This window comes from Rhodanobacter sp. sgz306013 (genome assembly GCF_057031145.1).
Map to the genome: position 1 here is coordinate 850,639 of NZ_JBXCIJ010000001.1, position 14,207 is coordinate 864,845.

Here is a 14,207-nt window from a genome sequence, read left to right on the forward strand (position 1 = left end):
TGAGGCTCAGGGCGTAATGGCGTCGAAATCGGCGTAGGCAGGGTGGCGCGGCCGTGCCGGCAGCGACTGCGGCGGGCGCAACAGCCAGCCGGTGCGGAAGCCTGCGGCCCGGGCGGCGTCCAGTTCCTCGACGATGTCGGAAAGGAACAGCAGGTGCCTGGGCTGCTCCCCGATCGCTGCGGCGATCTTTTCGTAGGAGGCCTGTTCGCGCTTGGGTCCGGTCTCGGTATCGAAATAACCGGCGAACAGCGGCGTGAGGTCGCCTGCTTCGCTGTGGCGGAAAAACAGCCGCTGCGCGGGCACCGAGCCGGAGGAGTATATGTACAGCCGAAGCCCTTCGGCGCGCCATGCGCGCAGTCGCGCCGCCACTTCGGGATAGACGTGGGCGCGGTAGTCGCCGGCCTCGTAGCCTTCCCGCCAGATCATGCCCTGCAGCGCCTTCAGCGCGGTGGACTTGCGATCCTCGTCGATCCAGCGCAGCAACAGTTCGATCACTTCCTGCCGCGAGGCCTCGATGTAGCCGGCCTCCTTCGCCGCTTCGCGCAGCCAGTGCTGCACCTCCGGCTGATCGGCATGGGTCTCGATTAAGGCCGGCAGGCGCTTGCGCGCATGGGGGAACAGCACGTCCTTGACGAAGCTGATCGAGCTGGTGGTGCCTTCGATGTCGGTGACGATGGCGCGGATTTCGGACATGGCCGTGGAAACGTGTGACGGGTTGGCCAGTTTATCCGGCCTTGGGCCTGCCTCCCTCTCCCGCTTGCAGGGAAGGGGATCGGTTGCTTGCAGGAAAGGGGACCGGTGCGGGAGGGGCGCGGTCGTTGGACCTGGTGGCCGGCTGCGACCCGCCTTCCCGCGAGCCGGAGAGAGGGAGTCAGGCGCGGGAGGCGAGCGGCTCCATGCGCGGGAACGCCTGCGCGATGTCGCTGCCGGTGAAGTTCGCCACCCAGCCGTCCTTGTTGGTGAACAGGCGGATCGCCACGAAATACGGCGCCTCGCTCATGTCGAACCAGTGGCGGGTGCCGTCCGGGACGCCGATCAGGTCGCCGGCTTCGCACAGCACGTCGAAGACCTTGCCCTCGAGGTGCAGGGTGAACTGGCCCGCGCCGGCCACGAAGAAGCGCACCTCATCCTCGCTGTGGGTGTGCTCGTTCAGGAACTTCTGGCGCAGCGCGGCGCGGTCCGGATGATCCGGCCTCAGGCTGATCACGTCCACCGACTGGTAGCCTTCCTCGCGCATCAGGCGGTCGATGTCGCCGCGGTATGCGGCGATCACCTCGTCCTGGCTGGCGCCGGGCGCGATCGGCTGGCTTGCGGCCCACTGCTCGAAACGCACGCCGACCTTGCCCAACTCGTGGGCGATGGCCGCATGCTCGGCGTGGACAGACAGCGGCGCCTCGGGGTGGTTTTCGTCGAAGATGCGCAGACGGCTCATGCGTTGAGTCTCCTAAGAGTCTGTTCATGGCCTTCAAGCGCCCCGCGCCGGGAGCTGTTTGCACGCAGGCCAAGGAAAAACGAGGGAGTGGACGTCCGTCCACGACCGAGTGATGACGCAAGCATGCAGGCAAACAGACCCGGCCCTTCGGATTGCCATCGAATGGCCGTCATGCAACAGCGCGCGGCTTGACCTGCCATCCAGGCAGGCGCTGCGCCACGCACTGCCGCCTCGCGGCCATTCGATGGCAACGCGGGGCGTTTGGAGGTCATGAATAGACTCTCAGATCCAGTTCGCAGCCCAGCAGGAATTCCAGCGCTTCCAGGTGGCGGCGCGCTTCGGCCATGTCGCGGCCCCAGGTGTAGATGCCATGGCCGTCGATCAGGTAGGCCGCGAGCGGCTTGCCCGCATGCAGCCACGCATCGACGTGCGCCACCAGCTCGGGCATGTGCTGGGTGTTGGGGAACACCGGGATCTCCAGCACGCTTTCGTGCGTGGTGTGGCCGGTGATCGCCTTCTGCAGTTCCCAGCCCTCCAGGCGGACCACTCCGGCCCGCGCATACAGCCGCGAAGCCACGCTCTGCGTGCGCGAATGGGTGTGCAGCACGGCCTGCACCCCGGGCCAGTGGCGGTAGATCTGGGTGTGCAGCGCGGTCTCCGCACTGGGGCGGGCATCGGTACCCACGGCCACGCCCTGCATATCCACCAGCATGATGTCGTCGCGACCCAGCTTGCCCTTGTCGCGGCCGGAGATGGTGATAGCGGCGTACCCGCCATCGATGCGCATGGAGAAGTTGCTGCTGGTGGCAGGCGTCCAGCCGGCGAGCGCCAATTCGCGCGCGGCGCCGGCGATGGTATCGGCGCACGCGGCGAACTGTCCGGGCGGAATCGAATCGGGCAATTGCTGGCTCATGCAAATGGACGTCCAAACGAGTCGGCGATCATACCACGCGCGGCGTGCTGCCCTGTGGCAACGTGTCCCGTCCAAATGCGAGCCATTCGCGCCCCGCCTGCGGTGGTGGGCGTAGCATGGCGGGCGGCTCCGTCGCGGCACGCGGCGGAGGTTCTCCCCAACGACGGAGGTTTCCAATGTCGCATGACGAAAACAATGAATCGCGTCGCCGTTTCCTGAAGGTGGCTGCCGGCACCACGGCTGCCGCGGTGGTGATGGGCGGCCTGCCGCGTTTCGCGCGTGCCGCCGACCTGCCGCACGTGACCGATGCGGATCCGACCGCGAAGGCGCTGGGCTACGTGGAGGACGCCAGCAAGACCACCAACCCCAAGCACAAGGCCGGGGACAATTGCACGAACTGCCAGTTCTACTCCGGCGGCCCGACCGGCTACGGCCCTTGCGCGCTGTTCCCCGGCAAATCTGTCAACGCGAAGGGCTGGTGCGTGTCGCATTCGCCGAAGGCGGGCTGATCGCGCAGCCGCGTTTCGGCCGCTGCAAACAAAAGGCCGGCACGGGTTGCCGGCCTTTTCGCATGTGCATTGCGCGGGCGCGAGTCGACCGCGCGCACGGCGCGGGCGGCATCGGTGGGGGGGCGTTGCGGGAAAAGTGCTGCCCGGCGCGTCGGGTTGAGGAGCTACCCACCTGACGCGCCGGGCGGCGATCCGGGGCCCACTGCCAAGTGATCAACCCTCGGACTGGGGATGATACCCCTCGTCGGGCCAAATGGGCGGTCGGCAGTCGAGATTCTTTCGGAAATATTCCGTTAAATCGTTAAAAAACAACAAGTTGCGTCTTTTATATCGGCCGCCATGGAGAGATATCAGCCTGTTGCACCCATTCATTGAATTGGTGCAAAAAGGCCGAAGATAAGCAAATTTCAGAGAAATTTGGCGACGTTGAATGCTCAGGCCGGGGGCGCGACGGCCTGCGAGCGGCGCAGCCGGCTGTGTCGGTAGCCGTAGCCGAAATAGATCGCCAGTCCGATCACGGTCCAGATACCCATCAGCAGCCACTGATACCAGTTTTCCCAGTACAGCAAGCCGAGGCAGCTGAGCACGCCCAGCGTGCAGATCAACTGCGCCCACGGCACGCGGAAGGTGCGCGGCAGGTCGGGGCGGGTGTAGCGCAGGATCAGCACGCCGGCGCAGACCGCGACAAAGGCGATCAGCGTACCCATCGAGACGAGGTCGCCGAGTACGTCCAGCGGGAACACCGCTGCCAGCGCCGCGATACCGATGCCGGTGATCACGGTGTTGATGTGTGGCGTCTTGTAGCGCGGGTGGATCTTCGCGAACACCGGCGGCAGCAGGCCGTCGTTGCCCATGATCATGAAGATGCGCGGCTGCGCGATGACCATCACCAGGATCACCGAGGACAGGCCGATCAGCGCGCCGATCTCCACCACCCAGCGCAACCAGTTCAGCTGCGGGTGCGCCCTCACCGCGGTGACTACCGGTTCGCTGGTGCCCAGCTGGTCGAACGGCATCAGGCCGGTAATGACGGCCGCCATGCCGATGTACAGCACGGTGCATATCGCCAGCGAGACGAGTGTGCTGATCGGCAGGTCGCGCTGCGGGTTCTTCGCTTCCTGCGCCGCAGTGGAGGTGGCCTCGAAGCCGATGTAGGCGAAGAACACCAGGGTCGAGGCCCGCATGATGCCTGCCCAGCCGTATTTCTCCGGGCCCTGCTGCGGCGGGATGAACGGATGCCACAGGTCCGGGTTCACGTACTGCCAGCCGGCCACGATCACGATCACGATCAGGCCGACCTTAAGCAGCACCATCGCCAGGTTCGCGCCGCTGGATTCACGGATGCCCACGTAGCACAGCCAGGTCAGCAGCAGGGTGATCGCGACCGCCGGGAAGTTGAACAGTGCGCCGGTGGCGACGAGGTGGCCGTCCTGGTAGGCCAGCGGTGCATTGGTCAGCACCGCGGGCAGGTGCAGCCCCATGTTGTCGAGCAGGCTGGTGAAATAGCCGGTCCAGCTCACTGCCACCGCCGAGGCGGAAACACCGTATTCCAGCACCATGTTCCAGCCGATGAACCAGGCCACCAGTTCGCCCAGTGTGGCGTAGGCGTAGGAATACGAACTGCCCGACATCGGGATCAGGGTGGCGAACTCGGCGTAGCACAGCGCGGTGAAGCTGCAGCAGACCGCCGCAATGATGAACGACAGGACGATCGCCGGCCCCGCATGCTCGGCCGCCGCCTGGCCGGTGATCACGAAGATGCCGCCACCGATCACCGCGCCGATGCCCAGCGCGGTCAGTCCCCAGGGGCCTAGCGTGCGTTGCAGGGCGATGCCGTGGGCGGCGTCGGCGCCGAAGGCGGTCTTGCGGGCGAGCAGTTGCTTGAGCATGAGTATTCCGGACGTGAAACCGGCACGACAGGGTCGTGCCGGCAGCGTGACAATCGATGTAGGCGGGTGCGGGGTCAGTCCGCCTCGACGCCACGGGCCAGGTGGCTCCTGCGATAACCGTACAGGTAGTACACCGCCAGGCCGATCGCGCCCCAGACGAAGAACGTGATCTTCGCTTCCTTCGACAGGTTGAGGAACAGCAGCAGACAGCCGATCACCGCCAGCGGGCACACCAGCCACGGCAGCGGGGTGCGGAACGGGCGCGGCCGGTCGGGCTGGGTGCGGCGAAGGATCAGCACACCCACGGCCACCATGATGAACGCGAACAGCGTGCCCGAGTTGGTGATGTCGGCAAGGATGCCCACCGGGAACAGCGCGCCGAACAGCGAGACGAAGGTGCCGGTGATCAGGGTGATGATGTGCGGCGTGTGGAAGCGCGGATGGATTTTCGCCAGCTTGCTCGGCAGCAGGCCGTCGCGCGACATGGTGAAGAAGATGCGGGTCTGGCCGTAGGTCATCGTCAGGATCACCGACGGCAGCGCGATGCCGGCGGCGAAGGCGATGAAGGCGGCGACGTTGTCATGGTGTAGCAACTGCACTACATGGGCCAGTGCATCCTTGCTGCATACCAGCGCCTGCGAACCGCTGCAGGCTGCAGCGAACGCGGGGGTGCCCGGCGCCAGCGCCAGGCCATCCGGCCCCAGCATCGGCTGTGCGCCTACTGACCCGACTGCGGCGTAGCTCACCAGCAGGTAGAAGATGGTACACACGCCCAGCGAGCCGATCAGGGCGATTGGGATATTGCGGTTCGGGTTCCTGGTTTCCTCGGCCGCGGTGGAGATGGCGTCGAAGCCGATGTAGGCGAACACGATGGAGGCTGCCGCACCCAGCACACCGATGCCGCCCATCGGGCTGCCCCAGCCGTTCGGCACGAAGGGCGTAAAGTTCTGGTTGTTTACTGCCGGCAGCGCGACGATGATGAAGGCGATCAGCGCGGCGATCTTGATCAGCACCAGCACGGTATTGACCTTGGCCGATTTCGAGGTGCCGATCACCAGCAGGAGGGTGATCGCCAGGCCGATCAGGCAGGCCAGCAAGTTGAAGCTGCCGCCGTCCATCGGGCCTACTTGCAGGAAGTGCGGCAAGCCAAGCCCATGGTTCGCGAGCAGGCTGTTGACATAGCCAGCCCAGCCCACACACACCGTACTGGCGGCGATGGTGTACTCCAGCACCAGGGCCCAGCCGACGATCCATGCGACTCCCTCGCCGAGCACGCCGTACGTGTAGGTGTAGGCCGAGCCGGCCACCGGCACCATCGCGGCGAGTTCGGCGTAGGCCAGGGCGGCAAAGGCGCAGACCACCGCGGCGATCACGAACGCGATCATCATGCCGGGGCCGGCCTTTTGGCCCGCCTCGGCGGTGAGCACGAAGATGCCGGTGCCGATGATCGCGCCGATGCCCAGCATGGTGAGCTGGAAGGCGCCGAGCTGGCGGGTGAGGCTTTTCTTTTCCGCCGTGGCGATGATCTGGTCGATCGGCTTGATGCGCTTGAACAGCATGCGGTGCTCCCCGGGAAACAGCGACGTCACGCTCGAACGGAAACGCGACGAAGAGGGACGCGACGAGCCGACGGACGGCCAACCATAGCGGAGCGTCCTGAGGGGTACAAGACGCGATGCAGCTAGAATGCGCGCAGCTTTCCGCGTCCCCTGCCACAAGTCATGCCAGCCTATTTCCCACGCCTCGCCACTGCCCTGGACGACTACCTCGCGCGCCATCCCGACGAGGGCGATGTCGTCGCCGACTTCGAACAATTCCTGGCCTCGAACGCATCCGTGTTCGAGCGCCACCATGCCGTTGGGCACTTCACCGGCTCGGCGTGGCTGGTGAGCGCGGACGGCGAGCGCGTGCTGCTCACCCACCATCGCAAGCTGCGGCGCTGGCTGCAACTGGGCGGCCATGCCGACGGCGACGCCAACCTCGCGCGCGTGGCGCTGCGTGAGGCGGAGGAGGAGTCCGGCCTGGACGGCCTGGTGGTCGAGCCCGCGATCTTCGACCTCGACGCCCACCGCATCCCGGCGCGCGGCGAGGAAGCCGAGCACTGGCATTACGACGTGCGCCACGTCGTGCGCGCCACCGGCAACGAGGATTTCGCGATCAGCGCGGAGTCACTGGCGCTGGCGTGGATGCCGGTGCGCGAGATCGCCATCGATCCGCAGGCGGACGCCTCGCTGCGGCGCATGGCGAGAAAGTGGCTGCAGCGTCAGGCGTAACGTTCCGGCGCCGGATTGAGATGGCCGCAGCTCCGGCAGGTGCGCGCCTCGCGTGAGCGGTAGAAGCGTTCGAACACCGGCGGGAAATCGCGCTCGATGCTGTCCAGCGTGAAATATTCCTCGTACAGCTTGTGGTTGCAGCACTCGCAGAACCACAGCAGGCCGTCCTTCTCGTGCGGCAGGCGGCGGCGCTCGATCACCAGGCCGATGGAGTCGGCCATGCGCTGCGGCGAGTGCGGCACGCGCGGCGGCAGGTAGAACATCTCGCCGGCGCGCATGGGCAGGTCGCGCGCCACTCCCTCGTCCTGCACCTTCAGCACCATCTCGCCTTCGAGCTGGTAGAAGAACTCCGGTCCCTCCTCCCAGTGGTAGTCGGTGCGCGCGTTGGGGCCGCCCACGATCATCACGATGAAGGCGCCATCGACGATGCACTTGTTGCCCACCGGCGGCTTCAGCAGGTGGCGATGCTCGTCTATCCAGCGTTGCAGGTCGAAGGGCGGGGTGAGGGCCATGGGGGTTGTCCGTGGAAGACCACACTACGTTAGCGCCGCCGCACGGGGAGATAAATGTCTATCGGGGCGAAACCGTGGCCGGATTGGTCCGCCTGCGGTCCCGCTGCGGCCTAGTCGGGCGGGTCGGCCAACCCTAGAGTGGCGCCTCCCTCACCAAGGAGTTATCCATGTCCGACCGTCCCGCCGTTCTGGTGATCGATGTCCAGCAATCGTTCCTGCATGCGCCGTACTGGCGCGAAGACGACCTGCCTGTGTTCCGCGAGCGCGTGGTCGCACTGATCGAGGGCGCCAAGGCGCGCGGCTGGCCGGTCGTGCGTATCCTCCACGAGGATGGCGATGCGCATTTCACCGCCGATTCCGGCCTGGTGCGCCCGATGGACTGGGTGCCTGACCATCACGACGTCGTGTTCAAAAAGCATGTGCACAACGCGTTCACCGACACCGGACTGGAAGCGTGGTTGCGCCAGCGCGGCATCGGGCGCGTCGTCATCGCAGGCATACGTTCGGAGCAGTGTTGCGAAACGACCACGCGCGTCGCTTCCGACCTGGGCTTTTCGGTGGACTATGTGACCGAGGCGACACTGACCTTCCCGATGATCCATGCAGCCAGCGGACGACGCTACGATGTCCAGGACATCAAACAACGTACAGAACTGGTTCTCGATGGACGCTTTGCACGCATCTGCACCGTCGCCGACGTCCTCGCAGGCGCTTGAGGTCTGGTTCGTGCTCCCGCCGGCGTTGATCCTGCTGGATCTCGCCGGCGCGGCCGACGCGTTCCGGATCGCCACGGCGATGGGCCTTCCGGTTCGTCTTCGGTATGCCGCGCCATTGGCTGCCGGGGAGACGGCCCCGACGGCCCTCGGCGTGGACCTGGCCGGAGTCGAACCGCTGCCCCAGGACCTGCCAGGGAATACGCTGGTGATACTTTGTGGCGCCACCGGCTCGGGCGAGAGCGTGCTCGGTTCGGCGGGCGGCCGGGCCATCGTGGCCTGGTTGCGTCGTCTGGGCGTGCGGCGCGTCGCCTGCATCTGCTCGGGCGCATTGCTGGCGGGGGTGGCGGGATGGCTCGACGGGCGCCAATGCACGACCCATCACAGCCTGGTCGAGCAGTTGCGGCTCGTCGCGCCGAAAGCCCAAGTGCTGGACAGCCGGGTCTTCGTCGAGGACAACGGGGTCTATACCAGCGCCGGCATTACCGCAGGCATCGACCTGGCCCTGCATCTGATCGGTGAGCTCGGATCGCCCCGCCTGGCTGCGGCAGTGGCCCGCGAGATGGCCGTTTATCTGCGGCGCGCACCCGGCGACCCGGTGCTTTCGCCCTGGCTGGAAGGCCGCAATCACATGGATGCGCGCATCCACCGAGTGCAGGACGCGCTGTCTCGCGCTCCCGCCGAGAATTGGCCGCTGGCCCGCCTTGCCGGGTTCGGTCACATGAGCGTGCGCAGTCTGACGCGGCATTTCCGAGAGGCCAGCGGCATGTCGGTCAACGCGTATCACGCACGCCTGCGGCTGGCGTTGGCGCGCCACGCCTTGGCCAACGGCGAGACGATGGAGTCTGCCGCCGAGCGGGCCGGGCTGGGATCGGCCAGGCAGTTGCGCCGGTTGTGGGCGATTCATGCGCCGGACAGTCCGGCAGCGGCGCGATATCGAAAGGAAGCCTGAGCGGTCAGACTTCCAGCGTGGCGAGGTCGCCTTTTTCCTCCAGCCAGGCCTTGCGGTCGCCGGCGCGCTTCTTGGCCAGCAGCAAGTCCATCAGCATGGCGGTGCCGTCGTCGCCGTCCACGGTGAGCTGCACCAGGCGGCGGGTATCGGGATGGATGGTGGATTCGCGCAGCTGGGGCGGGTTCATCTCGCCCAGGCCCTTGAAGCGGGTCACTGCGACGGCGCCCTTCATCTTCTCGCGCTCGATCTTCTGCAGCATCGCCTGCTTTTCGTTCTCGTCGAGACAGTAGAACACCTGCTTGCCCACGTCCACGCGGAACAGCGGCGGCATCGCCACGAAAACATGGCCTTCGCTGACCAGGTGCGGGAAGTGCCTGAGGAACAGCGCCGAGAGCAGGGTGGCGATGTGCAGGCCGTCGGAGTCGGCATCGGCGAGGATGATCACCTTGCCATAGCGCAGGCCCGTGAGGTCGTCCTTGCCCGGGTCGCAGCCGATCGCCACGGCGAGGTTGTGCACTTCCTCGGAGGCCAGCACCGACGTGGACTCCACTTCCCAGGTGTTGAGGATCTTGCCGCGCAACGGCAGGATCGCCTGGAACTCCTTATCGCGCGCCTGCTTGGCGCTGCCGCCGGCCGAGTCGCCCTCCACCAGGAACAGCTCGGTGCGCGAGAGGTCGGTGGAGGTGCAGTCGGCCAGCTTGCCGGGCAGCGCGGGACCTTGCACGATCTTCTTGCGCACCACCTGCTTCGCCGCCTTGAGCCTCGCACTGGCGCGCTCGATGGCGAGTTGGGCGATGCGCTCGCCAGTCTCCACGTTCTGGTTCAGCCACAGGCTGAAGGCATCGTGGATCACGTTCTCCACCATGCCTGCGGCCTGGCGCGAGGACAACCGCTCCTTGGTCTGGCCGGCGAACTGCGGGTCCAGCAGCTTGGCGCTGAGCACGAAGGCAAGCCGCTCCCACACGTCCTCCGGCGCCAGCTTCACGCCGCGCGGCAGCAGGTTGCGGATGTCGCAGAACTCGCGGATGGCGTTGGTGAGGCCGGAGCGCAGGCCGTTGACGTGGGTGCCGCCTTGCGCGGTTGGGATCAGGTTGACGTAGCTCTCCTGCACCAGGTCGCCTTCCGGCAGCCACGCCAGTGCCACGTCCATGCCCTCGGTGTCGCGCGCCACGTGGTGCACGAAGAGTTCGGCCGGCAGCGCCTCGCCGCCGTCCAGTTCGCCGCGCAGGTAATCGCGCAGGCCGTCCTCGTAATGCCACTCGCTGGTTTCGCCGCTGGCTTCGTCGACCAGCTTCACATTCAGGCCGGCGCACAGCACGGCCTTCGCGCGCAGCAGGTGCTTCAGCTTCGGCAGCGAGATCTTCGGCGAGTCGAAGTATTTCGGATCGGCCCAGAAGCGCACGGTGGTGCCTGTCTTCTTCTTCGGCACCGTGCCGATCACTTCCAGCCCGCTGACGCGGTCGCCGTGTTCGAAGGCCATGCGGTATTCGTTGCCGTCGCGGCGGATCGTCACCTCGACGCGGGTGGACAGGGCATTCACCACCGACACGCCCACGCCGTGCAGGCCGCCGGAAAAGTTGTAGTTCTTGCCGCTGAACTTGCCGCCCGCGTGCAGGCGGGTGAGGATCAGTTCCACGCCGGGCACGCCTTCCTCGGGGTGGATGTCTACCGGCATGCCGCGGCCGTCGTCGGTGACCTCGACCGAGCCGTCCGTATGCAGGATCACCTCGATGGCTTTCGCGTGGCCAGCCAGCGCCTCGTCCACCGAATTGTCGATCACCTCCTGCGCCATGTGGTTCGGGCGCGTGGTGTCGGTGTACATGCCGGGGCGGCGTTTGACCGGATCCAGGCCGGAAAGGACTTCGATGTCGGCGGCGTTGTAGCGGCTGCTCATGCGGGAACGTCTGGTGGGATCAGGCGGGGAGGATGGTTGGCGCGTGCGGGCAGGTCAAGGCTTGAGGCGCAGGAGCGCGCCCCGTGCGCGAAGTGCTTTGGCGCTGATCGGGGCGGGAGCTTGTCGCGCACAGGGTGCGCTCCCACGCGGTGGCCGCACGGGTGTTCACAAGGGCGCGCAGTGGCGTTCCAGCCAGGCAAGGTCGGCACCTTCGAGCAGCGGCGACAGCGCGGCGCGCACGGCGGCGTGGTAGTCGTCCAGCCAGGCGCGCTCGTCGGGGGCGAGCAGGCCGGGTTCCAGCGCGCGGCGGTCGAACGGGCACAGCGTGAGCGTCTCGAAGGCGAGGAAGTCGCCGAACTCGGTCTGCTCGGCCTCGACCACCACCGCGAGATTCTCGTGACGGATGCCATGGCGGCCGGGCTTGTACAGGCCCGGCTCGATGGACGAGATCATGCCCGGCTCCAGCGCCACCAGGGTACCGCCGGAAACCGGAGGCCGGATAGCCTGCGGTCCCTCGTGCACATTGAGGAAATAGCCCACGCCGTGGCCGGTGCCGTGGCCGTAGTCGCAGCCGGCCGCCCACAGCGGCGCGCGCGCCAGCGCATCGAGTTGCGGGCCGCTGGCGCCTTTGGGGAAGCGCGCGCGGGAGAGCGCGATCATGCCCTTCATCACCAGCGTCGCGTCGCGGCGCTGTTCGATGGTGGTTTCGCCCAGCGCCAGCACCCGGGTGATGTCGGTGGTGCCGCCGAGGTACTGGCCGCCGGAGTCGACCAGCAGCAGGCCCTTGGCCTGCAGGGCGCTGTGCGATTCCTGCGTGGCACGGTAGTGCGGCAGCGCGCCGTTGGCTTGGTAGCCGGCGATGGTGGCGAAGCTTTCGCCCACGAATTCCGGTTGCGCGGCGCGCGCGGCATGCACCAGGCGGTGCACGTCCAGTTCGGTGAGCGGCTTGCCCTGCGCCAGCTGGTGCTCGATCTCGCGGAACGCGCCGGCCAGCGCCGCACCGTCGCGGCGCATCACCTCACGCACGCGGTCGAGTTCGGCGGGGCTCTTCACCGCCTTGAACGCGGTGCTGGGATTGGCTGCCTCTATGCGCTGCACGTCGGCTGGGATCGCGTTGCTGATCGCGCAAACCACGCGGGCGGGGTCGAACAGCAGGGCGTCATCCTTGCCGAGTTCCGCCAGTGCACCGGTGACGCCGGCATAGCCGGCGATCGCGATGCCATCGGCGGCGAGCTGGGCGACCAATGCGTCGTCGAACTTGCCGCGCTCGGCGAACAGGGTGGCCTTGCCCTCGGCCGCCACCAGCAGGTGGGCGAGGAAGACCGGATTGCACTCCACGTCGCTGCCGCGCAGGTTGGTGAGCCAGGCGATGTCGTCGAGGCTGGAAACGAGATGATGCGTGGCGCCATGCTTGCGCAGCGCGTTGCGTAGGCGGGTGAACTTGTCCGCGCGCGGCGTGCACGCCCAGGCGATCGGGTGCTCGAGGATGCGCGTATGGGGCAGGGCGGGGCGATCGGGCCACGCCGCGCCGGGCAGGTCGAGGTCGGTACGCACGCTCACGCCGTGGTCGCGCAAGCCGGCTTCCATCGCGCGCAGGCCGGCCAGTGACACGCTGTCGCCGGCGACAGCGAGCACTTCGCCCTGATGCAGGTGCGCAGCGACCCAGTCCATGTGCTCCGGCGTATGCGGCACGCGCAGCTTCATCAGGGCGATGCCGCTGCCGGCGAGCTGCTGCTCGGCCTGTGCGAAATAGCGCGAGTCGGTCCACAGGCCGGCCTGCTCGCGGCCGACGATCAGGGTGCCGGCCGAGCCGGTGAAACCGGACAGCCATGCCCGCGCCTGCCAGTGCCCGGGCAGGTACTCGGACAGGTGCGGGTCGGCGCTGGGGACGATCACGGCGGCGACGCCGTGCTGCTGCATGGCCGCGCGCAATGCGGCGATCCGGGCGGGAACGGGGGTGCTCATGCGCGGATGGTAACAGGCGCGCTTCCTGCGCGACGGCGGCCACAGCGGCGCGTGGCGCGCAACGAGCAAGATCATCGCGCAGCAAGTTTCGGCTGCGGCATTGTGTCTCGGCGGGCTGTCATTTCGTGCCGTCACTCACTACGATGCGCGCGCCGCATCCCCACGGCATCCCCTTCATAGCCGTCCAAAGAGTCGTTCGTGAGCAAACGTAGCGTCGTTTCCGCCTTGCGCTGGTCGTGCGCAGGCCTGGCCGTGTTCCTTGCCGGCTGCAACATGGAAGTCCTGTCGCCCAAGGGCGACGTGGGCATGCATGAAAAGCACCTGATCCTGATCGCGCTCGGGCTGATGTCCGTGGTGGTGGTCCCGGTGATCGCGCTGACCCTGTGGTTCGCATGGCGCTACCGCGCCTCCAACACCCGGGCCACCTACGCACCGAAGTGGTCGCACTCGACCAAGATCGAGGCGGTGATGTGGGGCATCCCCTGCGTCATCATCGCGGTCCTTGCCGTCATCACCTGGCGCAGCACGCACCAGCTCGATCCGTACAAGCCACTGGCGTCCGACGTGAAGCCGGTGACCATCGAGGTGGTGGCGCTGGACTGGAAGTGGCTGTTCATCTACCCGGACTACGGCGTGGCCAGCGTCAACCAGATCGCCTTCCCGGTGGACACGCCGGTGAACTTCAAGATCACCTCGGCCTCGGTGATGAACGCGTTCTTCATCCCCCAGCTGGGCAGCCAGATCTACGCAATGAACGGCATGCAGACCAAGCTGCACCTGATCGCGCGCGAGGCGGGCAGCTACGACGGCCTGTCCTCCAACTACAGCGGCGCCGGCTTCTCCGACATGCGCTTCAAGGCGATCGCCACCAGCACAAAGGGTTTCCGGGACTGGCTGGCCAACGCCAAGGCCGATGCGGCATCGCTCGACCTGCCAGCCTACCAGGCGCTGGCGCAGCCCAGCGAGAAGGTGCCGGTGTCGTACTACGCGACGGTCGCCCCCGGCCTGTTCGACCGCATCCTGCACAACGACGCGGGCGGCAAGCGCGCCAGCAGGCAGCCGATGAAGGGCATGCCGATGCATGGCATGTCGCCGGATGACGGCGTAGCCGTCGCCGCCTCGCACCACGATCACGCCAAGGCTGCGGAGTAAGCC

General features: G+C 67.0%; 13 protein-coding genes. 5 read left to right on the plus strand and 8 right to left on the minus strand.

The features are described 5' to 3' along the window. Positions 1 to 6: 6 nt before the first annotated feature. From mtnC to AC2EWF_RS03820, 3 genes are all read right to left on the minus strand, one after another. On the minus strand, positions 7 to 693 hold the full coding sequence (gene mtnC, locus AC2EWF_RS03810) for an acireductone synthase (RefSeq protein ID WP_483638018.1): 687 nt from the start codon (positions 691 to 693) through the stop codon (positions 7 to 9). Positions 694 to 871: 178 nt separating this feature from the next. Further along, positions 872 to 1,432, minus strand: coding sequence for a 1,2-dihydroxy-3-keto-5-methylthiopentene dioxygenase (locus AC2EWF_RS03815; RefSeq protein WP_483638019.1), 561 nt, complete (start codon positions 1,430 to 1,432; stop codon positions 872 to 874). A gap of 268 nt (positions 1,433 to 1,700) precedes the next feature. Continuing rightward, on the minus strand, positions 1,701 to 2,345 hold the full coding sequence (locus tag AC2EWF_RS03820; RefSeq protein WP_483638020.1) for a methylthioribulose 1-phosphate dehydratase: 645 nt from the start codon (positions 2,343 to 2,345) through the stop codon (positions 1,701 to 1,703). Between the two features lie 176 nt (positions 2,346 to 2,521). Between AC2EWF_RS03820 and AC2EWF_RS03825 the strand changes: the two genes are divergently transcribed. Next, positions 2,522 to 2,854, plus strand: a complete 333-nt coding sequence (locus tag AC2EWF_RS03825) for a high-potential iron-sulfur protein (RefSeq protein WP_483638021.1) — start codon at positions 2,522 to 2,524, stop codon at positions 2,852 to 2,854. 434 nt (positions 2,855 to 3,288) lie between these two features. Here AC2EWF_RS03825 and AC2EWF_RS03830 read toward each other — a convergent pair whose 3' ends face one another. Beyond that, a complete protein-coding gene (locus AC2EWF_RS03830; protein ID WP_483638022.1) occupies positions 3,289 to 4,743 on the minus strand; it encodes an amino acid permease in 1,455 nt (484 codons plus the stop codon). A 74-nt stretch (positions 4,744 to 4,817) separates the two neighbouring features. Beyond that, positions 4,818 to 6,302: an amino acid permease gene (locus AC2EWF_RS03835; RefSeq protein ID WP_483638023.1), complete on the minus strand. Its 1,485-nt coding sequence runs from the start codon at positions 6,300 to 6,302 to the stop codon at positions 4,818 to 4,820. Positions 6,303 to 6,464: 162 nt separating this feature from the next. Here AC2EWF_RS03835 and AC2EWF_RS03840 point away from each other — a divergent pair, with 162 nt between their 5' ends. Then, the gene (locus AC2EWF_RS03840) at positions 6,465 to 7,016 is read left to right on the plus strand and encodes an NUDIX hydrolase (protein ID WP_483638024.1); all 552 of its coding nucleotides are present in this window, start codon (positions 6,465 to 6,467) and stop codon (positions 7,014 to 7,016) included. Here AC2EWF_RS03840 and AC2EWF_RS03845 read toward each other — a convergent pair. After that, positions 7,007 to 7,528, minus strand: coding sequence for a 3-hydroxyanthranilate 3,4-dioxygenase (locus AC2EWF_RS03845; RefSeq protein ID WP_483638025.1), 522 nt, complete (start codon positions 7,526 to 7,528; stop codon positions 7,007 to 7,009). The genes AC2EWF_RS03840 and AC2EWF_RS03845 overlap by 10 nt on opposite strands. A 167-nt stretch (positions 7,529 to 7,695) precedes the next feature. Between AC2EWF_RS03845 and AC2EWF_RS03850 the strand changes: the two genes are divergently transcribed. Next, positions 7,696 to 8,244, plus strand: a complete 549-nt coding sequence (locus AC2EWF_RS03850) for a cysteine hydrolase family protein (RefSeq protein WP_483638026.1) — start codon at positions 7,696 to 7,698, stop codon at positions 8,242 to 8,244. Next, a complete protein-coding gene (locus AC2EWF_RS03855) occupies positions 8,192 to 9,193 on the plus strand; it encodes a GlxA family transcriptional regulator (protein WP_483638027.1) in 1,002 nt (333 codons plus the stop codon). The genes AC2EWF_RS03850 and AC2EWF_RS03855 overlap by 53 nt, the downstream gene beginning before the upstream one ends. A 4-nt stretch (positions 9,194 to 9,197) precedes the next feature. On the opposite strand, the gene parE is transcribed toward AC2EWF_RS03855, so the two are convergent. Both parE and AC2EWF_RS03865 read right to left on the minus strand, forming a co-directional pair. Next, positions 9,198 to 11,087, minus strand: coding sequence for a DNA topoisomerase IV subunit B (parE, locus tag AC2EWF_RS03860; RefSeq protein WP_483638028.1), 1,890 nt, complete (start codon positions 11,085 to 11,087; stop codon positions 9,198 to 9,200). 165 nt (positions 11,088 to 11,252) lie between these two features. Next, positions 11,253 to 13,052, minus strand: coding sequence for an aminopeptidase P family protein (locus AC2EWF_RS03865; protein WP_483638029.1), 1,800 nt, complete (start codon positions 13,050 to 13,052; stop codon positions 11,253 to 11,255). Positions 13,053 to 13,250: 198 nt separating this feature from the next. Between AC2EWF_RS03865 and cyoA the strand changes: the two genes are divergently transcribed. Beyond that, positions 13,251 to 14,204: a ubiquinol oxidase subunit II gene (gene cyoA, locus AC2EWF_RS03870; protein ID WP_483638030.1), complete on the plus strand. Its 954-nt coding sequence runs from the start codon at positions 13,251 to 13,253 to the stop codon at positions 14,202 to 14,204. Positions 14,205 to 14,207: the final 3 nt, after the last annotated feature.

Coding starts and splice junctions, on each gene's coding strand:
- AC2EWF_RS03820 (WP_483638020.1), bottom strand. CDS start 2,345: ATGAGCCAGCAATTGCCCGATTCGATTCCGCCCGGACAGTTCGCCGCG.
- AC2EWF_RS03835 (WP_483638023.1), bottom strand. CDS start 6,302: ATGCTGTTCAAGCGCATCAAGCCGATCGACCAGATCATCGCCACGGCG.
- mtnC (WP_483638018.1), bottom strand. CDS start 693: ATGTCCGAAATCCGCGCCATCGTCACCGACATCGAAGGCACCACCAGC.
- AC2EWF_RS03825 (WP_483638021.1), top strand. CDS start 2,522: ATGTCGCATGACGAAAACAATGAATCGCGTCGCCGTTTCCTGAAGGTG.
- AC2EWF_RS03850 (WP_483638026.1), top strand. CDS start 7,696: ATGTCCGACCGTCCCGCCGTTCTGGTGATCGATGTCCAGCAATCGTTC.
- AC2EWF_RS03865 (WP_483638029.1), bottom strand. CDS start 13,052: ATGAGCACCCCCGTTCCCGCCCGGATCGCCGCATTGCGCGCGGCCATG.
- AC2EWF_RS03840 (WP_483638024.1), top strand. CDS start 6,465: ATGCCAGCCTATTTCCCACGCCTCGCCACTGCCCTGGACGACTACCTC.
- AC2EWF_RS03845 (WP_483638025.1), bottom strand. CDS start 7,528: ATGGCCCTCACCCCGCCCTTCGACCTGCAACGCTGGATAGACGAGCAT.
- AC2EWF_RS03815 (WP_483638019.1), bottom strand. CDS start 1,432: ATGAGCCGTCTGCGCATCTTCGACGAAAACCACCCCGAGGCGCCGCTG.
- AC2EWF_RS03830 (WP_483638022.1), bottom strand. CDS start 4,743: ATGCTCAAGCAACTGCTCGCCCGCAAGACCGCCTTCGGCGCCGACGCC.
- parE (WP_483638028.1), bottom strand. CDS start 11,087: ATGAGCAGCCGCTACAACGCCGCCGACATCGAAGTCCTTTCCGGCCTG.
- AC2EWF_RS03855 (WP_483638027.1), top strand. CDS start 8,192: ATGGACGCTTTGCACGCATCTGCACCGTCGCCGACGTCCTCGCAGGCG.